This window comes from Modestobacter marinus (assembly GCF_019799945.1).
In the GTDB taxonomy this organism is placed as follows: Bacteria; Actinomycetota; Actinomycetes; order Mycobacteriales; family Geodermatophilaceae; genus Modestobacter; species Modestobacter marinus_B.
The window spans coordinates 18,727-43,308 of record NZ_JABGCH010000020.1 but is presented as its reverse complement, the minus strand read 5'-3'; the positions used below and the strand labels follow the sequence as shown (position 1 = coordinate 43,308).

Genomic DNA, 24,582 nt, shown 5'->3' with positions numbered 1-24,582 from the left:
CACACCAGAAGGCGCACAGCTCCAGAGTCAGCAGCCCGCCGGCCAGGGCGGCCCGCCACCATCGCGCTCGACACATGCGCCCGCTCATCCGCGTCGAGATCGGGGATCTCGGGCCTTTCGGGCCGGCGGGGAGCCCGGCATCCCCGATCTCGGTGATCCCTCGCGCTGAGGGGTCAGCGCGGCGCCACCGCAGACCAGCGCACGGTCACCTGGCCGTGTCTCCACCGCCGGGTCGAGCCGACCAGCGGCCACCCGTCGTCGGCGAGCGCCTGCACCGCGGCGGCCCACCGCTGCCGCGGGCCGAACGTCGACAACCCGGCCGCCGAGGCCCAGGCGGTGTCGAGCGCGCGCAGGAACTCGTGCACCGGCTCGCCGGGGACGTTGTGGTGGATCAGTGCCTTGGGCAGCCGCTCGGCCAGGTCGGAGGGGCGGTCCAGGTCGGAGACCCGGGCGGCGAGGGTCAGGGTGAGCGGCCCGTCCTCGTCCAGCGCCACCCAGGTCGAGCGCCGTCCCCACTCGTCGCAGGTGCCCTCGACCAGCAGCCCGCCGGGCGCCAGCGCGCCGCGCATGGTGTCCCACGCCCGCGCCGCGGAGTCCTCGTCGTACTGGCGCAGCACGTTGAAGGCGCGGACGAGGACCGGGCGCAGCCCGGCCAGCTCGAAGCCGCCGACCCGGAAGTCCAGCCGCGGCGGATCGCGGTGCTCGGCGACCGCCTCGACCCGCGCGGGGTCGATCTCCAGCCCGACGACCTCCAGGCCGGGGACCTCCGGGGCGAGCCGTTCGAGCAGCTCCAGCGTGGTGACGGCGGAGGCCCCGTAGCCCAGGTCGACCACCAGCGGCCGGGCGGCGTCGCGCAGCCGCGGCACCTGGGTGGCGACCAGCCAGCGGTCGACGCGCCGCAGCCGGTTCGCATTGGTGGTGCCGCGGGTGGGCAGGCCGAGGGCGCGGGCGCGGCCGGCGGCCAGCCGGGGGGCCTTCTTCAGCGGCGGCAGACTGGCGCGCTGGGTGTGGTCACCCCCGGCCCTGGTCATGTGCGTCCAGGGTAGCCGGGCCGGGCCCGGTTACCGTGGGCCTGTGCTGGTACGCCGAGACGCCCGCCTGGCGGACCTCACCACCCTCGGGGTCGGCGGGCCGGTCGAGCGGCTGGTCGAGGTCACCACCGCCGAGGAGCTGGTGGCCGCCGTCCGGGATGCCGACGACGCCGGCCGGCCGCTGCTCGTGGTGGGCGGTGGCTCCAACCTGATCGGCCCGGACGACGGCTGGTCCGGCGACGTCGTGCTCGTCCGCACCCGCGGCGTGGCCCGCACCGACGACGGCGCCGGAGCCCTGCTCGAGGTCGAGGCCGGCGAGCCCTGGGACGACCTGGTGGCCGCCACCGTGGACCAGCAGCTCGCCGGGCTGGAACCGCTGTCAGGGATCCCCGGCTCGACCGGGGCGACCCCGGTGCAGAACGTCGGCGCGTACGGCCAGGAGGTCGCCGCACTGATCACCTCCGTGCGGGCCTACGACCGGGCGGCCCGCACCGAGCGGGTGTTCGCGCCCGCGGAGTGCGGGTTCGCCTACCGGGACAGCCGGTTCAAGCAGCACCCCGGCGCGTACGTCGTCCTCTCGGTGACCTTCGCGCTGCGCCCGCAGCCGACCTCGGTCGCGATCAGCTACGCGGAGCTGGCCCGGAAGCTGGGCGTGGAGCTGGGGGAGACCGCGCCGCTGGCCGACGTCCGGCAGGCGGTGCTGGAGCTGCGCCGGGGCAAGGGCATGGTGCTGGACCCGGCCGACCCGCACACCCGCAGCGCCGGGTCGTTCTTCACCAACCCGATCGTGCCGGTCGGCGAGGCGGTGCCCGGCTGCCCGAGCTGGCCGGCCGGGATCGGCGCCGACGGCGCCGAGCAGGTGAAGCTGTCCGCCGCCTGGCTCGTGCAGTCGGCCGGTTTCGGCAAGGGCACGCGCGACGGCCGGGTCGGGACGTCGCCGCGGCACAGCCTCGCGCTGACCACCGAGCCCGGCGCGACCTCCGCCGAGCTGATGGCCTTCGCCGGCCGGATCGTCGACGCCGTCCGAGAGCGGTTCGGCGTCACCCTCGTCCCGGAGCCGGTCCGCCCCTGAGCGGCCGCCGACCGCTACAGGTGCGGCGGCAGCAGCGGTTCGTGGGGCCCCGGCCGGTCCCAGGAGCAGGTGAAGGTGGCGCGCACGTACGCCTCCGGCTCACCGGGACGGTCGACCCGCGCATGGACCACGCGGCCGGCACCGCCACAGCGACAGAGCACCACGCGGTCGGCATCCCGCCGCGCCCGGTCAAGGACCACCGTGTCCCCGGTCACGGTGGGAAGGGTCGACGCGCCGACGCCTCCTGACAAGAGGGCCGGGCGCGCCACCCGGCCGGCCGTCCCGGGCGAGGACGACGAAGTCCTCCTACTCGCGGGCGACCTTGTGGTGGGCCGCCTGCGCCCGCGGCCGGACGACCAGCAGGTCGACGTTGACGTGGTGCGGCCGGGTGACCGCCCAGCCGATCACGTCGGCGACGTCCGCGGCGACCAGCGGCTGCCGCACCCCCGCGTACACCGCGTCGGCCTTCTCCTGGCTGCCGGTGCGGTTGCGGGTGAACTCCTCGGTCCGCACCATCCCGGGGGCGATCTCGATCACCCGCACCGGGTCGTAGACCAGCTCCAGGCGCAGCGTCTCGGCCAGCGTGTGCACGCCGTGCTTGGCCGCGGTGTACGAGGCGCCACCCTCGTAGCTGATCAGCCCGGCGGTCGACCCGACGAACACCAGGTCCCCGGCTCCCGACGCCTTCAGCGCCGGCAGCAGCGCCTTGGTCACCCGCACGGTGCCGAGCACGTTCACCTCGTAGGTGCGCGTCCACGAGTCCAGGTCCGCGTCCGCGACCGGGTTGACGTCGAACGCCCCACCGGCGTTGTTCACCAGCACGTCGACCCGCTCCAGCCCGGCGGCGAGGGCCTCGACCGAGGCTTGGTCGGTGACGTCGAGCTGGACGGCGCGCCCGCCGATGCGCTGGGCCAGCTCGGTCAGCCGGTCGATCCGGCGGGCGGCGAGCACGACGGAGAAGCCGTCGGCGGCGAGCCGTTCGGCGGTCGCCGCGCCGATGCCGCTGGAGGCGCCGGTGACGACGGCGACCCGCCCGTCCCCGGGGAAGGGCAGGGCGGCGGACGGCGATGGAACGGGGCTGGACATGTGTCCATCTTGGCGCTGTAGGACACTGGTCAGACGACAGGGGGGCCCGACCGGGCGCCGTGATGCCCGAGCCGGGAGGAGAGCCGTGCCTGCTCGCCGCTCCCGTCGCTCCGCGCCGTCCTGGTCGGGTGCGCCGGCGCTGCCCCGCCGGGTGGCCACCCTCTCGGTGCACACCAGCCCGCTGGAGCAGCCCGGGGCCGGGGACGCCGGCGGCCTCAACGTCTACGTCGTCGAGGTGTCCCGCCGGCTGGCCGAGCGCGGGATCGCCGTCGACGTGTTCACCCGGGCCACCTCCAGCGAGCAGCCGCCGGTGGTCGAGATGAGCCCGGGCGTCACCGTCCGGCACGTCAGCGCCGGGCCGTTCGAGGGGCTGGGCAAGAACGAGCTGCCCGCGCAGATGTGCGCCTTCACCGCCGCGGTGCTGCGCGAGGAGGCCCAGCACGAGCCGGGCCACTTCGACATCGTCCACTCCCACTACTGGCTCTCCGGGCAGGTCGGGTACCTGGCCCGGGACCGGTGGGGCGTGCCGCTCGTGCACTCGGCGCACACCCTGGCCAAGGTGAAGAACGCGGCGCTGGCCGAGGGGGACGAGCCCGAGCCGCGGGCCCGGGTGATCGGCGAGGAGCAGGTGGTGGCCGAGGCCGACCGGCTGGTGGCCAACACCGCCGAGGAGGCCCGCCAGCTGGTCGACTTCTACGGTGCCGACCCGCGCCGCACCCTGGTGATCCCGCCCGGCGTCGACCTGCGGACCTTCCGCCCCGGCGACCAGCAGCGGGCCCGCGAGCGGATCGGGGTGGCCGCGGACGCCGTCGTCCTGCTGTTCGTCGGGCGCATCCAGCCGCTCAAGGCACCCGACATGCTGCTGCACGCGGCGGCCCGCATGCTCGCCGACGACCCGGCACTGCGCCCGCGCTTGCAAGTGCTGGTGGTCGGCGCGCCCAGCGGCTCGGGGCTGGCCGAGCCGCAGCGGCTGCAGGAGCTCGCCGCGCACCTCGGCGTGACCGACGTCGTCCGGTTCCTGCCGCCCCAGCCGCCGGCGCAGCTGGCCGACCACTACCGCGCCGCCGACGTCGCCGTCGTCCCCAGCCACAACGAGTCCTTCGGCCTGGTGGCCCTCGAGGCGCAGGCGTGCGGGACCCCGGTGGTCGCCGCCGAGGTCGGCGGCCTGCACACCGCCGTCGCCGACGGGGTCTCCGGGCTGCTGGTCGCCCGCCGCGACCCGGCCGAGTACGCCGCGGCGATCACCCGGGTGCTGGAGCGCCGGGAGCTGCTCGGGCACGGCGCCCGCCGGCACGCCGCCGCCTTCAGCTGGGACCGCACCGCGGACTCCCTGGTCGACGCCTATGCCGCGGCGATGGCCGAGCAGGCGCTCCGGACCGGCCCGGTGGTCCGCGTCGTCGGCGACCGGGTGCTGACCCCGGTGCGGCTGCGCGCGCGATGAGCGGGCGCAGCGTCGCCGAGCTCGACGCGGTCGTCGAGGAGACGCTGCGGTCGGCGGAGCTGGAGTTCGAGCACCCGGGGGAGGGCCGGTTCGTCGTCGTCCTGCCCGGGACCAAGAAGCTCCGGACGGTCGTCGGGCTGACCGTCGGGGAGCACGGGTTCCGGGTCGAGGCGTTCGTCTGCCGGCAGCCGGACGAGAACCGTGAGCAGCTGTGGGCCTGGCTGCTGCAGCACAACGCCCGGATGTACGGCGTCGCGTACTCCATCGACACCGTCGGGGACGTCTATCTGACCGGCACGCTCGGGCACGGCGCGGTCACCCCGGAGGAGATCGACCGGCTGCTCGGCGCCGTGCTCACCTACGCCGACGACCACTTCAACACGATGCTGGAGATCGGCTTCGGCTCCTCGATCCGCCGCGAGTGGGAGTGGCGGGTCAAGCGCGGTGAGTCGCTGCGCAACCTGGAGGCCTTCGCCGCCTTCGCCGACCCGGCGCGCAGACCGAGCACCACGGGGGAGAACGCACCGGGGTGAGCACCGCGCACCCCGCCGAGACCGAGTCCACCCCGCTCCCCGCGGGCTACGAGCGGCGCTGGTGGGTGCTGGCGACCATGATCGTCTGCCTGCTGATGGTGATCATGGGCAACACGATCCTCAACGTCGCGCTGCCCACCCTGCAGCGGGAGCTCCCGGCCACCCAGGGCGAGCTGCAGTGGGCGATCGACTCCTACATCCTGGTCTTCGCCGGGCTGCTGTTCAGCTGGGGCGTGATCGGCGACCGGATCGGGCGGCGCAAGGTGCTCCTCGCCGGGCTGACCATCTTCGCCGTCGGCTCGGTGCTCGCGGCGTTCAGCGGCTCGCCGCTCGAGCTGATCGCCTGGCGGGCGCTCATGGGCGTCGGCGGGGCCGCCGTGCAGCCGGCCACGCTCGCGGTGATCACCAACGTCTTCCCGCCCGGTGAGCGGGGGCGGGCGATCGGCCTGTGGGCCGGCGCCTCCGGGCTGGCCGTGGCCGGCGGACCGCTGGCCGGGGGCCTCGTGCTGGGGCACTTCTGGTGGGGCGCGGTCTTCCTGCTCGGCGTGCCGGTGGCCGCGCTCGGCGTGCTCGGCATCCTGCTCGTCGTCCCCGAGTCCAAGGACCCCGACCCCGGCCGGCTCGACGTGCCCGGCGTGCTGCTGTCCATCGTGGCGCTGGCCGGGTTGGTGTTCGGGATCATCCGCGGCGGCAGCGAGGGCTGGGCGACGCCGACGACCTGGGGCCCGCTGGTCGGGGGCGTCCTGCTGCTCGCGTTCTTCATCTGGTGGCAGAGCCGCACCAGCCACCCGGCGCTGGACGTCTCGCTGTTCCGCAACCCGGCGTTCTCCTCCGCCGCGGGGGCGCTGGCGCTGAACTTCTTCGCGCTCCAGGGCGCCACCTTCTACCTCGTGTACTACCTGCAGGGCGTGCGCGGGCTGACGCCGCTGCAGGCCGGGGCGACCCTGGTGCCGGTGGCGCTGGGGATCGCGCTGATGGCGCCGCGCACCTCCGCGCTGGCCGCCCGGTTCGGCGCCAAGGCCGTGTGCGCGGCCGGCTTCGCCGTCATCGCGCTCTCGTTCGCCGGCATCCAGCTGCTGGGGGTCGACACCCCGGTGTGGCTGATCCTGGTCGTCTTCGCGGTCCAGGGACTGGGCATGGGCTCGGTGATGGCGCCGGCCACCGAGTCGATCATGTCCGTCGTCCCGCGGGAGAAGGCCGGCGCGGGGGCGGCCGTGAACAACGCCGTCCGGCAGGTCGGTGGTGCCCTCGGCGTCGCGATCCTCGGCTCGGTGCTCACCGGCGCCTACACCGCCCGGCTCGGCGCGGGCGTCGAGGGGCTGCCGCCCGCCGCCCGGGACCAGGCCGGGGAGTCGATCGTGGCCACGCTGGCCGCGATCGAGGACGCGCAGCGCGCGGGTGGGGACGCCGCCCGGTCCGCCGCGGCGGTGGCCGACCCCGCCCGGGAGGCGTTCGTCGGTGCGATGCACCTGACCGCGATCGGCACCGCGGGGTGCGCGGTGGTCGCCGCGCTCGTCGTCCTGATCTGGCTGCCAGGGCGCGACCGCGCCTCCTGAGCTCCGTCCGGGTGTCACCCGGACGCGCCGCGGTCTGCCCCGATCCGGCTCCGCTCCGTCGATCCGTGATGCGGGCCACGCCGGGTCGGGTGTCACCCGTACGTAGCTCAGGTCGGTCGGTTGACTACTGACGGTGGCGACCGTCAGGGTCAGAGCCGACCCGGGCGGGAACGCCGCGCGGGGCAGGAGGAGGAACCCGTGCTCGACGTCCGTCCCGTCCGCCCGGCCGCCCGCCGTGACGCGTTCGCGCCGCTGCTGGACAACCCACGGGCGGAGATGATGCGGCGGCACGTGCGGGACGGCGTGGCCACCCACTCGGTACCGGCCGCCGGTGCTCCGCAGGCGGTGACCGTGTTCGCCGACGGCCGGTCGCGGGTGAACCTCGGCACCAACAACTACCTGGGGCTCGCCGGTGACCCGCAGGTCGTCGAGGCGGCGGTGGCCGCGCTGCGCCAGTACGGCACCAGCACGTCGGGCAGCCGGATCCTCAACGGCACCACCCGGCTGCACCTGACCCTGGAGCAGGAGCTCGCCGACCACTACGGCACCGAGGCCGCCGTGCTCACCTCGGCGGGGGTCAACGCCAACGTGGCGGTGCTGTCCACCGCCGGTGCCCCCGGTGACGTGCTGCTGGTCGACGGGCACGCCCACGCCAGCCTGCACGCCGCCGCGGCCGCCAGCCCGGGCACGGTGACGCGGTTCCGGCACAACTCCGTGGAGTCGCTGGCCGGGCGGCTCGCGCGGCTGGCACCCGACGCCGGCGCGGTGGTCGTGGTGGACGGCGTGTACTCGATGAGCGGCGAGTCCGCGCCGCTGGCGGAGATCGCCGACCTCTGCACCCGGTACTCCGCCCGGCTCGTCGTCGACGAGGCGCACGGGCTCGGCGTGCTGGGGGAGCGGGGGCGTGGCGCGGCCGAGGCCGCCGGGGTGCTCGACCGCGTCGACGCGGTCACCGTGGCGTTCAGCAAGTCCCTGGCCAGCGTGGGCGGCGCGGTGATGACGTCCGCGGCGGTGGCCGACGGGATCCGGGCCACGGCGCTGCCCTACGTCTTCAGCGCCTCCAACGACCCGGCCGCCGTCGCCGCCGCGCTCGCCTCGCTGCGCGTGCTGCGCCGCGAGCCGGAGCGGATGGCCCGGCTGCGCGAGAACGGTGCCCTGCTCCGCCGGGTGCTCACCGAGCACGACGTGCCCCCGGTCCCCGGCCGCGGCGCGGTGCTCGCCGTGCCCACGGGGGAGGACGAGGTCACCGTCGCCGCCTGGAACGCCGCCCACGAGGCCGGCGTCTACACCAACGCGGTCTGCTACCCGGCCGTCCCGCGGGGGCAGGGGGTGCTCCGGCTCGCGGTGATGGCCACGCACACCGAGGAGCAGCTCCGGCTCGCCGGCGAGGTCGTCGCGGCCGCCGTCCGGTACGCGCGCGGCGAGACCGCCCGGGAGACCGCGGCCTGAGGTCCCCTGCAGGGGCCCGCCGCGAGCTCGCGAGTGGTGGGGGCAGGGGTCCTCACACCGGCCACCAGAGGGTGGTGGCCGTCCGCGGCCGGTCGTCGGCGAGGCGGGTCATCGCCTCGGCCACCTCCGGCTCCCGCCCGGCGGGCAGGCACAGCCGCCGCCGGGTGAAGGCCAGGACGACGTCGGCCGGTGCGTCGCGCCAGGGGTCGTCCCGCTGCCAGGTGACCGACTCCGTGGCCAGTCCGAGCTCGGCCAGCACCTCGCCGAACAGCTCCGCGGTCGGGCCGGCCGGCCGCTCCTGGCCGTGGAAGTGCCGCCACAGCCCGGCCAGCGACGTCCAGGGGTGCACGTCGGTGAGCTCGACGACGACCCGCCGCCGGGCGTGCGCGGTCAGCGCGGTCACGAAGTCGGCGACGTCCGGCACGTTGTAGACGACGTTCGCGCAGACGACGACGTCGGCCACCGGGACCTCCCCGGCGACGTCCGGCCAGCGGCCCGGGAACGTGCGCGCGCCCGGCCCGGCCGCGGCCGCGAAACTGGCCAGCAGCTCCGGGGACTCGTCCACCCCGAGCAGCTCCGGCGCCCCGACCGGCACGCTCGCCGCCCCGCCGCCGCAGCCGACGTCCAGCACGCTGCGCGGCCGCACCGCCCGAACCGCCTCGTGCGTGGCCGCCGCGCCCCGGTCGGCACCGAACAGGCCCACCGGGAACCCGTAGGGCGACTCCGGGGCGGCGGCCAGCACTTCCGGGTCGATCGTCCACGCGGCCAGCTCCGCCGCCCACCGCTCCGTCGCCCGCACGGGCAGATCCTGCCTGCCGGTGCCCCCGGGTGGCCCGGTCGGGCAGGATGGCCGGTGTGACTGACACCGCGACGCTGGTCCTGCTCCGCCACGGCGAGAGCGAGTGGAACAAGGCGAACCTGTTCACCGGCTGGGTGGACGTCCCGCTGTCGGAGAAGGGGCGCACCGAGGCCGCCCGCGGTGGGCAGCTGCTCGCCGAGCAGGACCTGCTCCCCGACGTGCTGCACACGAGCGTGCTCAAGCGCGCGATCAGCACCGCCGAGCTGGCCCTGGCCGAGGCCGACCGGCAGTGGATCCCGGTCAAGCGGTCGTGGCGGCTCAACGAGCGCCACTACGGGGCGCTGCAGGGCAAGGACAAGGCGGCCACCCTCGCCGAGTTCGGCGAGGAGCAGTTCATGCTCTGGCGCCGCTCGTACGACGTCCCGCCGCCGCCGATCGACCCGGGCAGCGAGTTCTCCCAGGACGGCGACGCGCGCTACCTGTTCCTGCCGCCCGAGGCCCGGCCGAAGACCGAGTGCCTCAAGGACGTCGTCATCCGGATGCTGCCCTACTGGTACGACTCGATCGTCCCGGACCTGCGCAGCGGGCAGCGGGTGCTGGTCGCCGCGCACGGCAACAGCTTGCGGGCCCTGGTGAAGCACCTCGACGGCATGGGCGACGAGGAGGTCGTCGGGCTCAACATCCCCACCGGCGTCCCGCTGCGCTACGACCTGGATGCCGACCTGCGCCCGCTGAAGCCCGGCGGCGAGTACCTCGACCCGGAGGCGGCCGCCGCCGCGATCGAGGCCGTCAAGAACCAGGGCAAGAAGTAGCGACGACGGAGCCCCCGGCAGCTGGGCTGCCGGGGGCTCCGTCGTCGTCGCTCAGCCGGCCGCGGGGGCCATGCTCCGCTCGCCGGTGACCAGGTAGACCACCCGCCGGGCCACGCTCACCGCGTGGTCGGCGAACCGCTCGTAGTAGCGGCCGAGCAGGGTCACGTCGATCGCCGACTCGATGCCGTGCGGCCAGTCGTCGCTGAGCAGCTCGCGGAACAGCTGCGCGTGCAACCGGTCCATGACGTCGTCGTCGGCCTCAAGCTGGGCGGCCGCCGCGATGTCCCGCTTGGCGATGACCGTGCCGGCCTTCGCGACCAGGCTCTCCGCGACGTGGCCGGCCTCGAGGAAGACCGGCCGGACCTCCTGCGGCACCGCGTGCTCGGGGAACCGCATCCGGGCCACCTTGGCGATGTGCTCGGCCAGGTCGCCCATGCGCTCCAGGTCGCCGACGATCCGCATCGCGGTGGTGATCGTGCGCAGGTCGGTGGCGACCGGCTGCTGCCGCGCCAGGAGGGTGAAACAGCGCTCCTCGATGCTCTCGCGCACGGCGTCGATGCGCGCGTCGCCGGCGATCACCAGGTCCGCCAGGGCGACGTCGGCGTCCAGCAGGGCCGTGGTCGCCGTGCTCATCGCCGAGCCGACGGTGTTCGCCATCCCCACCAGGCAGGCGTTGATGTCGTCCAGTTCCTCGCGGTAGCTCTCCCGCAGCACGATTTCCTCCTCCGGCCGCCGCCCGCGCCGGGGATCGGCTCTCCTCGACGTCGCGACCTGCGTCACCGCGAGCGTAGGCAGCTCGGCAACCGCCGACGAGACCGTTGGGTGAACGACCGGGAGCCGCCCGGTGAACACTGCCCACCCGACGGGGTGAGGCCCCCGGATGTTCCTGGTGGGGCGCGTCGCCGTGGCTAGCATCGATCACGTGGAAGCGGTGGTCGCCCTGGTGGCGGGCCTCGTGATCGGCCTGCTCCTGGCGCTCTCGGTGGTCCGCGCCCGCAGCCGGGCCCTCGACGAGGGTCCGGCCGAGCGCGTCGTCGCGCGCCCCGGGGACGACGCCGCGCTCAGCCGCCGCCTGGTGGACCTGATGGACCCGGCGGTGGTGCTGGTCGGTCCCGACGACGAGATCCTGCTGGCCAACCCCTCCGCCCGCGCGCTGGGCATCCTGCGCGGCGATCGGCTCCAGGTGCCCGCCCTGCTCCAGGTCGCGCGCAGCGTGCACACCGCCGGGAGCCGCCGGGCGGAGATCCCGCTGGCCGGCGACGTCGTCGGCAGCGGGCCGCGCACGGTCGGCGTGCACGCGATCCGGCTCTCCAGCGGCCCGGTCGTCGGCCCCGGTCCGGTCGCCCTGGTGCTGCAGGACGTGACCGAGGCGCGCCGGGTGGAGGCGGTCCGCCGGGACTTCGTGGCCAACGTCGGGCACGAGCTGAAGACGCCGGTGGGTGCTCTCATCCTGCTGGCCGAGGCGGTGCAGGGAGCCGCGGACGACCCGGAGGCGGTGCAGCGGTTCGCCGCCCGGATGCAGCACGAGGCCGATCGGTTGGCCCGGCTGGTCCGGGAGCTGATCGACCTGTCCCGGCTGCAGGGCGCCGAGCCGCTGCCCGAGCTGGCGCCGGTCGCGGTCGCCACCGTCGTCGGTGAGGCAGTCGACCGCACCCGCGCCGCCGCGGCGGCCAAGGACATCGAGCTCGCCGTCGCCTGCCAGCCGGGCCTCGTGGTCCGCGGTGTGGAGGCGCAGCTGGCCACCGCGCTCACCAACCTGCTGGCCAACGCGGTCGCCTACAGCCCGCCCGACACCACCATCGCGGTGGGCGCGCGGGCGAGGTCCGGGTTCGCCGAGATCGCCGTCACGGACTCGGGGATCGGCATCCCGCGGACGGACCGCTCCCGGGTGTTCGAGCGCTTCTACCGGGTCGACCAGTCGCGGGCCAGCGCCACCGGGGGCACCGGGCTGGGGCTGGCGATCGTCAAGCACGTCGCGAGCAACCACGGCGGCTCGGTGAGCGTGTGGAGCGAGGAGGGCCTCGGTTCCACGTTCACGCTGCGGATCCCGCTCGCCTCGCGCGCCGACCGGGCGGTGGACGACGTCGCCCCCGAGCGCCCGCCGGTGCCCCCGCTGCACCCCTTCCGGAGCTCCGACGCCGTCGGTGGCCCGGAACCCACGGACCACGGCCCCACCGGGGTCGCCGAGAGAGGACGGTCATGACCCGAGTGCTCGTGGTGGAGGACGAGGAGTCCTTCTCCGACGCGCTGTCCTACATGCTGCGCCGGGAGGGCTACGACACCGTCGTCGCCGCGAACGGCCCGGACGCGCTCACCGAGTTCGACCGGGCCGGGGCCGACATCGTCCTGCTCGACCTCATGCTGCCGGGGCTGCCGGGCACCGAGGTCTGCAAGGCGCTGCGCGCGAAGAGCTCGGTCCCGATCATCATGCTGACCGCCAAGGACACCGAGATCGACAAGGTCCTCGGCCTGGAGCTCGGCGCCGACGACTACGTGACCAAGCCGTACTCGGCGCGCGAGCTGGTGGCCCGGATCCGCGCGGTGCTGCGCCGCGGCACGGAGGCCGATCCGGCGGTGGACACCTCGCTGGCGGCCGGACCCGTCCGGCTGGACGTCGAGCGGCACGTCGTCGCGGTCGACGGGCAGCCGGTCGCGCTGCCGCTGAAGGAGTTCGACCTGCTCGAGGTCCTGCTGCGCAACGCCGGCCGGGTCCTCACCCGGGGACAGCTCATCGACCGGGTGTGGGGCGCGGACTACGTGGGCGACACCAAGACCCTCGACGTCCACGTCAAGCGGCTGCGCGCCAAGCTCGAGCCGGACCCGGCCAACCCCCAGTACCTGCTGACCGTGCGGGGCCTCGGCTACAAGTTCGAGGCCTAGCAGAGGCCCCTTCCCGGGGCCCACCCCGGGAAGGGGTCCTCCCGCCTCCAGGGCCCGCCCGGTGCCTCATTGACCCCGGCCGGTCTCCTCCCGCAGCTCGTCGATCTTGCGGGAGGCGTCCGCCTTGGAGATGTCCTCGGGGACGTCCTCGCCCGCCTCGCGGGCCAGTGTGCCCAGGTAGCTCTTCTGCGCGCCGGTGGCGGGCTCGTCACCGGTCACCCAGTCGGACGGGTCCTTCTCGGTGCTGCGGGCGCTGTCGGGTCCGGTCGATTCGCTCATGTGTTCGAAGTTACGCGGGGACGCTCACGCGCGCAGCCCGAGTGGCCGTGTCCGCCGCCGCGGCAGCTGCGGCGGCCGCGTTCCGGGTGGCGGCGCGCTCCATCACGCGGGCCCGCGCCTCCTCCCAGCGCCGGCCGGTGCGCACGACGTGCTCGGCGCCGCAGGGGCAGGCGATCGTGAGGGCGATGTGGGTCCGGTGGTTGACGACCGATCGGATGCGCCGGTCGGCGACCAGCTCGTCGGTCCGGGTCACGGGGCAGTGGATCATCAACATGCGATGAGCGTGCTCGCGGCCGGCACGGTCCACGAGTGGCAGGAGTGACCGACAACGCAATTTTTCTGCCATGCTGTGTCCGTGGACACACAGGGCCGTCCGATGGTGGTCAGCGCGGTCGTCGCCGACGGGGTGGTGGGCAGCTTCGGGATCGGCGTGACCTCGGAGGTGTTCGGCTACGACCGGACGGCGCTGGGGCTGCCGCGCTTCGACTTCGCGCTGGTCAGCGAGTCGCCCGGCGTCATCCGCACGGACACCGGACTCCAGCTGGTGGTCGAGCACGGCCTCGAGCGGCTCGCCCGGTCCGACATCGTCACGTTCACCGCCTGGGAGCTGTTCGAGCGGGTCCCCTCCCCGGAGCTGGTGACGGCCCTGCGCGCCGCCCACGCCCGCGGCGCGATCATCGTCAGCCAGTGCACCGGCGCGTTCGTGCTCGCCCACGCCGGTCTGCTCGACGGCTGCCGCGCCACGACGCACTGGCGCTACGCCGGCGAGCTGGCCGCTCGGTTCCCGGCCGTGACGGTCGACCCGGCCGTGCTCTACGTCGACTCCGGCCAGATCCTCACCGGCGCCGGCACCGCGGCCGGCGTCGACACCCTGCTGCACCTGGTCCGCCGCGAGTGGGGGTCCACCGCGGCCAACGCGATGGCCCGGGACATGGTGGTGCCGCCGCACCGCGACGGCGGGCAGGCGCAGTTCATCGACAACCCGGTGGCTCCGTGCGAGGACGACCTGCTCGGCGCCGTCCTGGAGTGGTGCCGCGGCCACCTGGCCGAGGAGATCAGCGTCGAGATGCTGTCCCGGCGGGCCCTGATGAGCCCCCGCAGCTTCGCCCGCCACTTCAAGGCCACCACCGGGACGACGCCGCACGCCTGGCTGCTGGCCCAGCGCCTGGCCGCGGCCGAGGAGCTGCTCGAGGAGAGCGACGCTCCCGTGGAGGAGATCGCCCGGCTGGTCGGCTTCGGCACCGCCGCCGGCCTGCGCGAGCAGTTCACCCGCCGCCGGGGCGTCTCCCCACGGGCCTACCGGCAGACCTTCCGGGCCGGCCGCCGGCCCGCGGGCGCCTCAGTCGGTGCGGCGGCGGTGGAGCTGCACCGGAACCGGCCGGGGGCTCGCCGGGTGCGGGGCGACGAGGCCGGCGTCGAGGCGGGCCTCGGTCAGCCGGCGTAGCTCGGCGTAGGCCGCCGGCCCGAGCAGTGCGGTCAGCTCCGGCTCGTAGGTCTCCACCAGCGGCTGCGCGGAGACGTGGGCGATCGGCGCCCCGGTGCACCACCAGTGCAGGTCGTGCCCGCCGGGTCCCCACCCGCGGCGGTCGAACTCGCCGATGGTCGACACGAGCACCCGGGTCTCGTCCGGCCGGTCCACCCACTCCTGCTCCCGGCGGATCGGCAGCTGCCAGCACACGTCGGGCTTGGTCTCCAGCGGGTGCCGGCCCTGGCGGAGCGCCATCGCGTGCAGCGCGCACCCGGCCCCGCCGGGGTGTCCGGGGCGGTTGAGGAAGACGCAGGCCCCGTCGGTGACCCGGGTGCGCAGCGCCTGCTCGGCGACCTCTCCGGGCGGGGGCTCGGCGAGCGTGTCGGGCTCGGTCCACTCGTCCCGCCCGACCGGGCGTCCGGGATGCCGCTGCCAGTCCAGCGGGGTCAGTTCCGCGACCGACGCCTCCACCCGGGCCAGGTCGTCCTCGTCGGTGAAGAAGGCCCCGTGGTTGCAGCACCCGTCGTCGGCCCGTCCCTCGACCACGCCGGCGCAGCCACGGCCGAACACGCACGTCCACGCGCTGGTCAGCCAGGTGAGGTCGGCGCGCACGAGGTGCTCGGGATCGGCGGGGTCGACGAACTCGATCCACTCGCGCGGGAAGTCGAGTCCCACCTCGGACGGCGGGCCGACGGGCGTGCTCGGGTCCACTGACGCAGCGTAGGGGTCGGCCCGGCAGACTCTCGGCCATGCGGCTCGGGGTGCTGGACGTCGGTTCGAACACGGTCCACCTGATCGTGGTCGACGCACACCGCGGGGCGCACCCGACCCCGATGCACGACGACCGGTGGCTGCTGCGGCTCGCCGAGCACGTCGGGGACGACGGCAAGCTGTCCAAGGCAGGGGAGAAGGCGCTGCTCGCCGCGGTGCAGAAGGCGAAGCGGCAGGCCGCGGACCGCAGGTGCGACGAGCTGCTCGCCTTCGTCACCTCCGCCATCCGGGAGGCCGACAACGGGGCCGCGGTGATGCGCCGGGTGCGCGAGCAGACCGGCGTCGACCTGCAGGTGCTGACCGGGGAGGACGAGGCCCGGCTCACCTTCCTCGCCGTGCGGCGGTGGTTCGGCTGGAGCGCCGGCCGGCTGCTCGTGATGGACATCGGCGGCGGCTCGCTGGAGCTGGCCAGCGGGATCGACGAGGACCCCGATGTGGCGATCTCGCTGCCACTGGGCGCCGGCCGGATGACCCGCCGCTTCCTCCCGGAGGCCCAGACCGGGGGGCGGCCGGACCTGGCGGCGCTGGCCGCGCTGGACGACCACGCCGCCGACCTGCTCGCCCCGGTGGGGGACAAGTTGCGCGCGGGCGGCCCGCCGGACCTCGCCGTCGCCACCTCCAAGACCTTCCGCACCGTCGCGCGGCTGGCCGGAGCAGCGCCCTACGGCGCCGGGCTGCGGGTGCTGCGGGAGCTCAGCGAGACCGCGCTGGACCAGGTGCTGGGCTTCGTGGCCCGGATCGAGTGCGACGCGCTGGCCGAGCTGCAGGGGGTCTCGCCGCAGCGGGCGCACCAGGTGCCGGCCGGTGCCGTCGTGGCGCGGGCCGCGATGCGGGCGGTGGACGTACCGTCTGTCCGTATCTGCCCGTGGGCGCTGCGTGAGGGAATCATCCTGCGCCGCCTGGACCAGCTGGAGGGAGCGTGATGTCGCAGCCGCCCACGGGGGACTTCAGCGTCCGCACTCTCGCCGAGATCCTGCGGGAGCACGGCCTCGAGAGCGAGCAGGGGACCCGCCCGGGCCGCCGTCGTCGTCAGCCCGGGGAGCCCGCGACGAACGGAGGCCCGGCGCGCGTCGACCCCGAGCGGTCCGCGCCGGCTCGTCCGGCGGCCGGACGGCCGGAGGCTCCCGGCCGTGCCCCGACGCCGCCGCGCACGCCCGCCCGGGGCGCCGCGCCGTCCGCCGCGCCGCAGCCGTCCACACCGCCCTCCGTACCGCCGGTCTCCGCGCCGCCGCCGTCCTCCGCACCCGCGTCCCGCGCACCGGCTCCGCGCCCGGCTCCCCGGACACCCGGCGCGGGATGGCGGGACGGCGGCCGCCGCGAGGCGCCGTCCAACGGCAGTGGACTCGGCCAGCTGGCCGGGCCGGGCGCTCCGGGCGCGCCGAGCGGTCCGGCCTCCACGACCGGGCCGGTGGCGAAGCGGGCCGAGGCCGGCCCGCCGTCGGCCCAGACCGGCCGCCGCTGGCGCGATGCGGAGCCCGCGGCCGCCCCGCCCCGCGTGGCCAAGCCCGTTCCGCCCGAGCCGGCGCCGGTCCGCACCCCGGGGCCCTCGACCGCCGCGATCCCCGCGCTGCAGACCTCGTCCGGCACGGCCGCGGTCGGGCCGAACACCGAGGAGCGGCGTCGCGTCGGGGCGCACCGCACCGGTCCGCAGCCGACCGTCGCGGCCGACGGGGAACCGCTCACCGGGCGGCAGAGCGCGCTGGCGTGGCTGCGGTTCGCCGGCGAGATGGTCGTCGCGCTCGCCGTCGGCATCGGGGTGTACTTCGCGTTCACGGTGCTGTGGGAACTCGTCCCCTACGGGGCGCTCGTCGCCGCGCCGCTCACGATCACCGGTCTGGTCGCCGGTGTCAGTGCCTACCGGCAGAAGCGCGGTGAGGGCCCGCCGGGCGTGTGGCTGCTCGCCGGCCTGCTGCTCGCCGCGGCCGTCCTGGTGATCGCGCCGGCCGCCGGGCTCCTCGCCACCCCCTGAGGCGTTCGACCCCGGCGCGGCCGGTCACCCGGTGGCGAACTGCTCCACGATCGCCTTGCCGAACGCCCCAAGGTCGTCGGGGTTGCGGCTGGTGGTGCGGTTGCCGTCGACGACGACCTCCTCGTCCACCCGCTCCGCCCCGGCGCTGCGCAGGTAGGTCCGCAGGGGGGCCAGGAGGTCATCCGCCGTCCGCGCACCACGTCGGCCTCGGCCAGCACCCACGGGGCGTGGCAGATCGCGGCCACCGGCTTGCCGGTGCCCCCGGGGTCACACGTCCCTCCGGCCCACTACCGTCGGCGCATGATCACCGCGAGACGCTCGGGTCTGGCCATCGTCGGCGGCGGGAAGATCGGCGAGGCGCTGCTCGCCGGCCTGGTCCGTCGCGCGGGCACGGGGGAGGGCGTGCTCGTCGTCGAGCGCAGTCCGCAACGGGCGGCCGAGCTGGCTGCCCGGCACGGTGTGACGACGGTCGACCTGGCCGAGGCCGCGGCCCGGGCGCGGGTCCTGCTGATCGCGGTCAAGCCGCAGGACATGGACGTCCTGCTGGGGCTGCTCGGTCCGCACGTCACCTCCGATCACCTGGTCGTCTCGGTGGCGGCCGGCGTGCCCACCAGCCGGATCGAGGCCGCGCTGCCCGCGGGCACGCCGGTGGTACGGGTCATGCCGAACACCCCGGCGCTGGTCGACGCCGGCATGAGCGTGATCTCCGCGGGGGCGCACGCCGGTGAGGAGCACCTGGACGAGGCCGAGGCGCTGCTCTCGCCGGTCGGGCAAGTGCGCCGGGTCCCGGAGGACCAGCAGGACGCGGTGACGGCACTGTCGGGCAGCGGTCCGGCGTACTTCTTCTTCCTCGTCGAGGCGATGATCGACGCCGGGATCCTGCTCGGCCTGCCCCGCACGCTGGCCGCCGACCTCATCGTGCAGACCGCCTACGGCTCGGCCGTGATGCTGCGCGACTCGGGGGAGCACCCCGTCCAGCTGCGCGAGGCGGTCACCAGCCCCGGGGGGACGACGATCGCGGCGATCCGCGAGCTCGAGCGGCACGGCGTTCGGGCCGCGCTCATCGCCGCCATCGAGGCGGCCCACCAGCGCTCGGTGGAGCTCGGCCGGACCACGAACTGAGCGTCCGGCAGTTCTCGACGACAGCCCGCGGTCGGCGTCCGGCGGCGCTGGCAGATCGTCGCCGTCGGGTGTCCGGGTGACAGCGGAGAGCTGCGGTCGCCGGGAGGGCGGATCTGCCGGGAGGCGCACCCGGCTTCCCGCGCTGTCGTGTGATCCAACTCGCTCACCAGCGGAATGACACCGCTGTGTTTGTCCACAGGAACTGTGGAGAAGTGGCCGGGGAAGGGAGTCGACTTGGGGACAACACGCCGTAACTGGTGGGTCACACGGTGTCTCTGTCCACTTGTGCCCAGGACGGACCGGTCCGCATGTCCGTTTCACCCATCGCATCAGTCACTCCGGTCCCCATATGGTTCTTTCCAGCACGTGCGTGTCCCGTCCGCCGGTGGGGAAGCCGGTGGCCCGACTCGTGCTGAACCGGAGATGAACGACATGACCATGCCCCACCGCGCACCGCTGCAGCAGACCTCTCGCCCGGGCGTCCCGGCACCTCGGCCCATGGGGCGCCCCATGTCGGCCGCTGCGCTGTCCCGTCCGGTCCCCGCGGCCCACCCGGCCGCCATGCCCGTCGGCCGCCCGGCCGCCGTCCCGGCCCCCCGCGCCGCCGTCGCCTTCCTGACCGTCGCCGAGGTCGCCGCCCTGATGCGCGTCTCGAAGATGACCGTCTACCGCCTCGTCCACGGCGGTGAGCTGTCCGCCGTGCGCGTCGGCCGCTCCTTCCGGGTGCCCGAGCGCGCCGTGCACGACTACCTGCGCGACGCCTACACCGACATCGCCTGAAGAAGGACCACCCTGCCCCCCACCGCTCGCACGCTCGCGGCGGGACCCTGCAGGGCGGCCGGACCCCGCGGGGTGGCCGCCCCGCCCGGGCAGACCCGGCCGGGTACGCTCGGGCGCTGAGCGGTTACGCCTCCGGACCGGGGGCCGGCCGCGCACGAGCTGATCACCTCGCACGGTGCACCGGACTCCGAGCGGCGGGCCCACCCGGTCGCCACTCCCGGACGCCGCGCGACCACGACGTCGGGAGCGGGACATGGGTTCGGTCATCAAGAAGCGCCGCAAGCGGATGGCGAAGAAGAAGCACCGCAAGCTGCTCAAGAAGACCCGCGTCCAGCGGCGCAACAAGAAGTGAGCTGACGCTCGTGCCGCCCGCGGTCGTCCTGGTCACCGGCGTGAGCCGGTGGCTGGGCGGCGCGCTGGCGGCCGAGCTCGCTGCGAACCCGTCCATCGACCGGGTCATCGGGGTCGACACCATCCCCCCGTCCGCCGAGGTGCTCCGCCGCCTGGGTCGCACCGAGTTCGTCCGCGCCGACATCCGCAGCCCGTTGATCGGGAAGGTGGTCGAGTCGGCGTCGGTGGACACGGTCGTCCACATGAACATCAGCGCTACAGCGGCGGGTGCCGGTGGGCGGGTGCCGATGAAGGAGCTCAACGTCATCGGCACCATGCAGTTGCTGGCGGCCTGCCAGCGGTCCCCCACGGTGCGCCGGCTCGTGCTCAAGTCCACCAGCGCGGTCTACGGGGCGAGCCCCCGCGACCCGGCCGTCTTCACCGAGGCCATGGAGGCGCGGCGGGTCCCCCGCGGCGGTTTCGCCCGGGACAGCCTCGACATCGAGGGCTACGTGCGCTCCTTCGCCCGCCGGCGTCCGGACGTCGGCGTCGCGGTGCTGCGCTTCACCAACATCATCGGGCCGCAGATCGACTCGCTGCTGTCCGGCTTCTTCCGGATGCCGGTGGTCCCCACCGCGCTCGGCTACGACGCGCGCCTTCAGCTCCTGCACGAGGACGACGCGGTCGCCGTCCTCGCCCGGGCCACCACCGGCGACTTCGTCGGCACGGTCAACGCGGGCGCCCCCGGCACCCTGCTGCTGTCCCAGGCGATCCGCCGGCTCGGCCGGGTCGCCCTGCCGGTGCCCCCCGGCGCGATGGGCGTGGTCGGCCGGCTCACCCGCCGGGCCGGGCTGCGCGACTGGTCGCTGGAGCAGATGAACTCCCTCACCTCCGGCCGCGTGGTCGACATCCGGGTGCTGTGCGAGGAGTTCGGCTACGTCCCCCGGTACACCACGGAGGAGGCGCTGGCCGACTACGCACGCACCGTCACGCCCGTCGTCCGGCCGGAGGTCGTCGCCGACGTCACCGGCACCGCCCAGTCGGTGGTGCACCGGGTGGCCGAGGGCGTCTCCGCGGTCGAGTCGATGGTCGCCGACCGGCGCCCGGCGCCGTCGGTGCCCGGGCTGCGGGCGGTGCGCGATGCCTGAGGCCCGCATCATCCCGCTGCGCCCGGACGAGGACCCACCCCCGCCGCCGGGCAGCCCCTCCTGGGAGGAGCAGGTGGCCGGTGGCCTGGAGTTCCTCCGCCGCCGGCTGACCGGGGAATACGACACCGACGAGTTCGGGTTCGACCCGGACCTCGCCGACCACGTCCTGCTGCCGATGCTGCGCCCGTGGTTCGAGCGCTGGTTCCGGGTCGAGACCCAGGGTCTGGAGAACGTGCCGGACACCGGCGGCGCGCTGGTGGTGGCCAACCACTCCGGCACGATCCCGGTCGACGCCCTCATGGAGACCGTCGCCCTGCACGACCAGCACCCGGCCGGTCGCCGGCTGCGGCTGCTCGGCGCCGACCTGGTCTTCCAGGCCCCCTTCATCGGCGCGCTGGCCCGGAAGATGGGCGTGACGCTGGCCTGCAACGAGGACGCCGAGCGGCTGCTGTCCGCCGGGGAGCTCGTCGGGGTGTTCCCCGAGGGGTTCAAGGGCGTGGGCAAGTCGTTCAGCGAGCGGTACACCCTGCAGCGGTTCGGCCGGGGCGGGTTCGTGAGCGCCGCCCTGCGCACCGGGGTCCCGATCGTGCCCTGCGCCATCGTCGGGGCCGAGGAGATCTACCCGATGCTGGGCAACGCGCGCACCGCGGCCCGGCTGCTCGGCCTGCCCTACTTCCCGATCACGCCCACGTTCCCGCTGCTCGGGCCCCTGGGCGCGGTGCCCCTGCCCTCGAAGTGGTTCATCGCGTTCGGGGAGCCGATCGAGACGGCGTCCTACGGCTCGGCCGCCGCGGACGACCCGATGATCGTGTTCAACCTGACCGACCAGGTGCGCGAGACCATCCAGCACTCGCTGTACCGGCTGCTCCTGCAGCGCCGCTCCGTCTTCAGCTGACGGGGGTCGAGCCGCCCGGGCGACCGCCGGGCCGCGACGTGACCCGGCTCGACGGTCGGGTCATCGGCTCAGCTCGAGGGCGTCCGGTCAGAACGGCCAGCGGTTGCGGCGGCGGAGCGCCACGAGGCCGCCCACGACCCCACCGGAGAGCGCCGCGGCGCCGACCGTGGGGACGCCGATCCGCGCCGCCTTCCGGCCGGTGCGGAAGTCCTTGACCGTCCAGCCCCGGGACCGCGCGATGGCCCGCAGGTCGCTGTCCGGGTTCACCGCCACCGAGGTGCCCACCAGGCTCAGCATCGGGAGGTCGTTGCTCGAGTCGCTGTAGGCCGTGCAGCGGGAGAGATCCAGCCTCTCCCGGTCGGCCAGCGCGCGCACCGCCTGCGCCTTGGACTCCCCGTGCATCATCTCGCCGACCAGCCGCCCGGTGTACCGGCCGTCCACCACCTCGGCCACCGTCCCGAGCGCACCGGTCAGCCCCAGCCGGTGAGCGATGACCTTGGCCAGCTCCACGGGCGTGGCGGTGACCAGCCAGACCCGCTGACCGGCGTCCAGGTGCCGCTGGGCCAGCATGCGCGTGCCCGGCCAGATGCGGTCGGCCATCAGCTCGTCGTAGATCTCCTCGCCGGCGGCGCTGATCTCCTGCACCGACCGGCCGGCCACGAACGCCAGCGCGTTGTCCCGCACGGTGTGCATGTCGACGCTGCGCTCCGTGCCGGCGATCCGGAACTTCGCCTGCTGCCAGACGAATGAGGCGACGTCGCGCCCGGTGAAGTACTCGCGGGCAGCCAGGCCACGGGCGAACCAGAAGATCGAGGCGCCCATCATCATCGTGTTGTCGACGTCGAAGAACGCCGCCCCCGTGAGGTCGGGCTCCGGCGCGGGCGGGACCTCGGTCTCCGCCGCTGCCGCGGACGCTTCACCCGCGACGAGGGCGCGGGTCTCCTCGTCGTCGGCTTCGGCACCGATCCGCGCCGCGCGGCCACGGAAGGGCACTCGGACCACTCCGCACTCCTCCCGCACTCCTCGTCGTCGCCGCGCCGACCCTAACGGGGGCCGTCCCTGCCGCGCCCGCGGGTCAGCAGACCATGGGAATGGCCGAGCGCGCTCACGCCGAGCCGGGGAACGGGCCACCGCCCGGCCCGATCGCGCACGCCTGGACGGTGCGACCCGTGCCCCTTGGTGACAACATCGTGCCTCTGCGTCTCCGCAGCGCCGGAACCGGCCCCGCCGGTCGGTGTCGCGCCGTCCCGAGGAGGTCCCGTGCCGCTCGACCAGGCCGCCGCCGAGGTCCGTTCCCTCTCGGCGCTCGTCCGCCGGGCGGCCGCCACGGCGGGCGGGTCCCCGGCCCTCGTGGCCGGTGCGCGGCGGCTGAGCTGGGCCGAGCTGGACGCCCTCGTCGACCGCGCCGCGGCCGGGTTCGCCGCCCGGGGGCTCACGGCCGGGGAGCGGGTCGCGGTGCAGCTGCCCAACGGCGTCGACTGGGTGGTCGCGGTCATGGGCGCGCTGCGGGCCGGCCTGGTCGTGGTCCCGGTCAACACCGCCTACACCGATCCGGAGATCGCCCACCTGCTCGCCGACTCCGGGGCCCGGCTGCTCGTCGGCCCGCCCGGGCGAACCGAGGTGGCCGGCGTCCCCGTGCCCGACGCGCCACCGGAGGCTGACGGGCCGGCGCCGGCGGACCCGGATGACCCGGCGGCGCTCGCGCTGCTGGCCTACACCAGCGGGACGACGGGCCGGCCGCGGGGTGCGATGCTGACCCACGGTGCGCTCCTGGCCAACCAGCAGCAGTGCCTGGCGCTCGAGCCGCCGCCGGTGCGCCCCGGCGACCGGGTGCTCGTCGTCCTCCCGCTGTTCCACGCCTACGGCTTCACCAGCGGCTGGGGGCTGGTCGCGGCCACCGCGGCGTGCGCCGTCCTGGTCGACACCTTCGACCCGGTCGCCACGCTGCGGCTGATGGCCGACGAGGAGGTCACCGCGGTGCCCGGCGCGCCGCCGATGTACGCCGCGTGGCTCGCGGCGGCCGACGCCGCCGGCAGCGACGCGCAGCTGCGCCGCGGGTTCGCCGCCGTCCGGACCGCCAGCTGCGGCGCCGCGCCGATGCCCGCCGAGCTGTTCGGCGCGATGCGGGAGCGCGCCGCGGTCACCGTCTGGGAGGGCTACGGGCTCACCGAGGCCGGGCCGGTGCTGGCCAGCACGCTGGCCACCGGCCGGCCCAAGCCGCAGTGCATCGGTGGTCCGCTGCCCGGGGTGGAGCTCCGGCTGCGGGAGACCGCCGGGGGTCCCGCGGCCGGGCCGGACCCGGGCGACCGGGTCCGCGAGGACGTCTTCGGTGACCCGTTCGGGACCGGGGAGGAGGACGGCGAGACCGGCGAGATCTGCGCCCGCGGACCGAACCTCTTCTCCGGGTACTGGCCCGACGGCGCCGACGGGCCGGACGCCGAGGGCTGGCTGACCACCGGCGACATCGCCTACCGGGACGCCGACGGCGACCTGCGACTGGTCGACCGGCGGCGCGACCTGGTGATCGTCAGCGGCTTCAACGTCTATCCGGGTGAGGTGGAGCGGGTGCTCGACGAGCACCCGGCCGTGGCCGAGAGCGCGGTGATCGGTCTCCCCGACGCCCGCACCGGGGAGGCGGTGCACGCCGTCGTCGTCCTGACGCCGGGCCGCGAGGTCACCGAGGCCGAGTTGCGCGAGCACGCGGGCCGGTCGCTGGCCCGGTTCAAGGTCCCGGCCGCCGTGCACGTCGTGCCTGAGCTGCCGCACTCGCTGGCCGGCAAGGTGAGCCGGGCCCGGCTGCGCGAGCTCGGCCTGGAGCTGGCGGCGGCCGCCGCCGCGGACGAGGAGGTGCCCGGTGACTGATCCGCTGCCGCGGCTGCAGCTGCTCACCCGCGCGGGTTGCCACCTGTGCGTCACCGCGGAGGAGACGCTCACCCGGATCGCCGCCGAGGCGGGGCTGGTGCCCGGGCTGGTGGACGTCGACACCGACGACGAGCTGCGGGCCGAGTACGGCGACCGGGTGCCCGTCGTCCTGCTCGACGGCCGGGAGCACAGCTACTTCACCGTCGACGTCCCGCGGCTGCGCCGGGACCTCGGCGTCGGCTGACCGGTCCGGGCGACCCGCCCGGTGCTCCCGCGGCGTGTCGTGCACCACAGCGGAG

27 protein-coding genes and 1 pseudogene are annotated in these 24,582 nt (G+C 75.2%); 18 read left to right on the top strand and 10 right to left on the bottom strand.

The features are described from left to right. Positions 1 to 173: 173 nt before the first annotated feature. Positions 174 to 1,031: a class I SAM-dependent methyltransferase gene (locus HK417_RS16385; protein WP_222268371.1), complete on the bottom strand. Its 858-nt coding sequence runs from the start codon at positions 1,029 to 1,031 to the stop codon at positions 174 to 176. 43 nt (positions 1,032 to 1,074) lie between these two features. Here HK417_RS16385 and HK417_RS16380 point away from each other — a divergent pair, with 43 nt between their 5' ends. Further along, positions 1,075 to 2,103 (top strand): UDP-N-acetylmuramate dehydrogenase, encoded by a 1,029-nt coding sequence (locus HK417_RS16380; protein ID WP_222268369.1) that lies wholly within the window; start codon positions 1,075 to 1,077, stop codon positions 2,101 to 2,103. A 14-nt stretch (positions 2,104 to 2,117) separates the two neighbouring features. On the opposite strand, the gene HK417_RS16375 is transcribed toward HK417_RS16380, so the two are convergent. After that, the gene (locus HK417_RS16375) at positions 2,118 to 2,318 is read right to left on the bottom strand and encodes a hypothetical protein (RefSeq protein ID WP_222268367.1); all 201 of its coding nucleotides are present in this window, start codon (positions 2,316 to 2,318) and stop codon (positions 2,118 to 2,120) included. A gap of 91 nt (positions 2,319 to 2,409) precedes the next feature. Beyond that, positions 2,410 to 3,189, bottom strand: coding sequence for an SDR family oxidoreductase (locus HK417_RS16370; protein ID WP_222268365.1), 780 nt, complete (start codon positions 3,187 to 3,189; stop codon positions 2,410 to 2,412). 85 nt (positions 3,190 to 3,274) lie between these two features. On the opposite strand from HK417_RS16370, the gene mshA reads away from it, so the two are divergent. The 4 genes from mshA (at position 3,275) to HK417_RS16350 (ending at position 8,168) form a co-directional block, all read left to right on the top strand. Then, complete coding sequence (mshA, locus tag HK417_RS16365; RefSeq protein WP_308123642.1) at positions 3,275 to 4,630, top strand: D-inositol-3-phosphate glycosyltransferase; 1,356 nt, start codon at positions 3,275 to 3,277, stop codon at positions 4,628 to 4,630. After that, positions 4,627 to 5,163, top strand: coding sequence for a YbjN domain-containing protein (locus HK417_RS16360; RefSeq protein ID WP_222268363.1), 537 nt, complete (start codon positions 4,627 to 4,629; stop codon positions 5,161 to 5,163). The genes mshA and HK417_RS16360 overlap by 4 nt, the downstream gene beginning before the upstream one ends. Then, positions 5,160 to 6,719, top strand: coding sequence for a DHA2 family efflux MFS transporter permease subunit (locus HK417_RS16355; protein WP_308123641.1), 1,560 nt, complete (start codon positions 5,160 to 5,162; stop codon positions 6,717 to 6,719). Before HK417_RS16360 ends, HK417_RS16355 begins: the two co-directional genes overlap by 4 nt. 198 nt (positions 6,720 to 6,917) lie before the next feature. Further along, positions 6,918 to 8,168, top strand: coding sequence for an aminotransferase class I/II-fold pyridoxal phosphate-dependent enzyme (locus tag HK417_RS16350; RefSeq protein WP_222268361.1), 1,251 nt, complete (start codon positions 6,918 to 6,920; stop codon positions 8,166 to 8,168). A 52-nt stretch (positions 8,169 to 8,220) separates the two neighbouring features. Here the strand turns inward: HK417_RS16350 and HK417_RS16345 are convergent, their stop codons facing one another. Beyond that, the gene (locus HK417_RS16345; protein ID WP_222268359.1) at positions 8,221 to 8,967 is read right to left on the bottom strand and encodes a class I SAM-dependent methyltransferase; all 747 of its coding nucleotides are present in this window, start codon (positions 8,965 to 8,967) and stop codon (positions 8,221 to 8,223) included. Positions 8,968 to 9,023: 56 nt separating this feature from the next. Between HK417_RS16345 and HK417_RS16340 the strand changes: the two genes are divergently transcribed. Next, positions 9,024 to 9,779 (top strand): phosphoglyceromutase, encoded by a 756-nt coding sequence (locus HK417_RS16340; protein ID WP_308123640.1) that lies wholly within the window; start codon positions 9,024 to 9,026, stop codon positions 9,777 to 9,779. A 51-nt stretch (positions 9,780 to 9,830) separates the two neighbouring features. Here the strand turns inward: HK417_RS16340 and phoU are convergent, their stop codons facing one another. Continuing rightward, a complete protein-coding gene (phoU, locus tag HK417_RS16335) occupies positions 9,831 to 10,493 on the bottom strand; it encodes a phosphate signaling complex protein PhoU (RefSeq protein ID WP_308123639.1) in 663 nt (220 codons plus the stop codon). A 208-nt stretch (positions 10,494 to 10,701) separates the two neighbouring features. Here phoU and HK417_RS16330 point away from each other — a divergent pair, with 208 nt between their 5' ends. Beyond that, positions 10,702 to 11,982 carry a sensor histidine kinase gene (locus HK417_RS16330; RefSeq protein ID WP_222268355.1) on the top strand — a complete coding sequence of 427 codons (1,281 nt, stop codon included), beginning with the start codon at positions 10,702 to 10,704 and terminating at the stop codon, positions 11,980 to 11,982. Further along, entirely contained in the window at positions 11,979 to 12,659 is a 681-nt protein-coding gene (locus HK417_RS16325) for a response regulator transcription factor (protein ID WP_222268353.1), read from the top strand. The genes HK417_RS16330 and HK417_RS16325 overlap by 4 nt, the downstream gene beginning before the upstream one ends. 66 nt (positions 12,660 to 12,725) lie before the next feature. On the opposite strand, the gene HK417_RS16320 is transcribed toward HK417_RS16325, so the two are convergent. Both HK417_RS16320 and HK417_RS16315 read right to left on the bottom strand, forming a co-directional pair. Then, the gene (locus HK417_RS16320) at positions 12,726 to 12,938 is read right to left on the bottom strand and encodes a DUF3072 domain-containing protein (RefSeq protein WP_222268351.1); all 213 of its coding nucleotides are present in this window, start codon (positions 12,936 to 12,938) and stop codon (positions 12,726 to 12,728) included. 10 nt (positions 12,939 to 12,948) lie between these two features. Continuing rightward, positions 12,949 to 13,212, bottom strand: a complete 264-nt coding sequence (locus HK417_RS16315; protein WP_222268499.1) for a hypothetical protein — start codon at positions 13,210 to 13,212, stop codon at positions 12,949 to 12,951. An 81-nt stretch (positions 13,213 to 13,293) separates the two neighbouring features. Here HK417_RS16315 and HK417_RS16310 point away from each other — a divergent pair, with 81 nt between their 5' ends. Further along, positions 13,294 to 14,382 carry a helix-turn-helix domain-containing protein gene (locus HK417_RS16310; RefSeq protein WP_308123638.1) on the top strand — a complete coding sequence of 363 codons (1,089 nt, stop codon included), beginning with the start codon at positions 13,294 to 13,296 and terminating at the stop codon, positions 14,380 to 14,382. Here the strand turns inward: HK417_RS16310 and HK417_RS16305 are convergent. Next, positions 14,278 to 15,117 (bottom strand): hypothetical protein, encoded by an 840-nt coding sequence (locus tag HK417_RS16305; RefSeq protein WP_222268350.1) that lies wholly within the window; start codon positions 15,115 to 15,117, stop codon positions 14,278 to 14,280. The two genes, HK417_RS16310 and HK417_RS16305, sit on opposite strands and share 105 nt — an antisense overlap. A 38-nt stretch (positions 15,118 to 15,155) precedes the next feature. Here HK417_RS16305 and HK417_RS16300 point away from each other — a divergent pair, with 38 nt between their 5' ends. After that, positions 15,156 to 16,100 carry a Ppx/GppA phosphatase family protein gene (locus HK417_RS16300; protein WP_222268348.1) on the top strand — a complete coding sequence of 315 codons (945 nt, stop codon included), beginning with the start codon at positions 15,156 to 15,158 and terminating at the stop codon, positions 16,098 to 16,100. After that, positions 16,100 to 17,146, top strand: a complete 1,047-nt coding sequence (locus HK417_RS16295; RefSeq protein ID WP_222268346.1) for a hypothetical protein — start codon at positions 16,100 to 16,102, stop codon at positions 17,144 to 17,146. The genes HK417_RS16300 and HK417_RS16295 overlap by 1 nt, the downstream gene beginning before the upstream one ends. 24 nt (positions 17,147 to 17,170) lie before the next feature. On the opposite strand, the pseudogene HK417_RS16290 reads toward HK417_RS16295, so the two are convergent. Next, positions 17,171 to 17,343, bottom strand: a pseudogene (locus HK417_RS16290) (DJ-1/PfpI family protein). 103 nt (positions 17,344 to 17,446) lie between these two features. Here HK417_RS16290 and proC point away from each other — a divergent pair. The 5 genes from proC to HK417_RS16265 all read left to right on the top strand — a co-directional run bounded on the left by proC (position 17,447) and on the right by HK417_RS16265 (position 21,421). Then, a complete protein-coding gene (gene proC / locus HK417_RS16285; RefSeq protein ID WP_222268344.1) occupies positions 17,447 to 18,268 on the top strand; it encodes a pyrroline-5-carboxylate reductase in 822 nt (273 codons plus the stop codon). A gap of 432 nt (positions 18,269 to 18,700) precedes the next feature. Beyond that, positions 18,701 to 19,048: a helix-turn-helix domain-containing protein gene (locus HK417_RS27295; protein WP_222268342.1), complete on the top strand. Its 348-nt coding sequence runs from the start codon at positions 18,701 to 18,703 to the stop codon at positions 19,046 to 19,048. A 253-nt stretch (positions 19,049 to 19,301) separates the two neighbouring features. Continuing rightward, a complete protein-coding gene (locus HK417_RS16275) occupies positions 19,302 to 19,400 on the top strand; it encodes a 30S ribosomal protein bS22 (protein ID WP_012854759.1) in 99 nt (32 codons plus the stop codon). A gap of 10 nt (positions 19,401 to 19,410) precedes the next feature. Continuing rightward, a complete protein-coding gene (locus HK417_RS16270; protein WP_222268339.1) occupies positions 19,411 to 20,526 on the top strand; it encodes an NAD-dependent epimerase/dehydratase family protein in 1,116 nt (371 codons plus the stop codon). Further along, positions 20,519 to 21,421, top strand: a complete 903-nt coding sequence (locus HK417_RS16265) for a lysophospholipid acyltransferase family protein (RefSeq protein WP_222268337.1) — start codon at positions 20,519 to 20,521, stop codon at positions 21,419 to 21,421. Before HK417_RS16270 ends, HK417_RS16265 begins: the two co-directional genes overlap by 8 nt. A gap of 87 nt (positions 21,422 to 21,508) precedes the next feature. On the opposite strand, the gene HK417_RS16260 is transcribed toward HK417_RS16265, so the two are convergent. After that, positions 21,509 to 22,423 (bottom strand): HAD family hydrolase, encoded by a 915-nt coding sequence (locus HK417_RS16260; RefSeq protein WP_222268335.1) that lies wholly within the window; start codon positions 22,421 to 22,423, stop codon positions 21,509 to 21,511. Between the two features lie 258 nt (positions 22,424 to 22,681). Here HK417_RS16260 and HK417_RS16255 point away from each other — a divergent pair, with 258 nt between their 5' ends. Both HK417_RS16255 and HK417_RS16250 read left to right on the top strand, forming a co-directional pair. Beyond that, positions 22,682 to 24,283, top strand: coding sequence for a class I adenylate-forming enzyme family protein (locus HK417_RS16255; protein ID WP_222268333.1), 1,602 nt, complete (start codon positions 22,682 to 22,684; stop codon positions 24,281 to 24,283). Next, a complete protein-coding gene (locus HK417_RS16250) occupies positions 24,276 to 24,527 on the top strand; it encodes a glutaredoxin family protein (RefSeq protein WP_222268331.1) in 252 nt (83 codons plus the stop codon). The genes HK417_RS16255 and HK417_RS16250 overlap by 8 nt, the downstream gene beginning before the upstream one ends. The last annotated feature ends 55 nt before the right edge of the window (positions 24,528 to 24,582 follow it).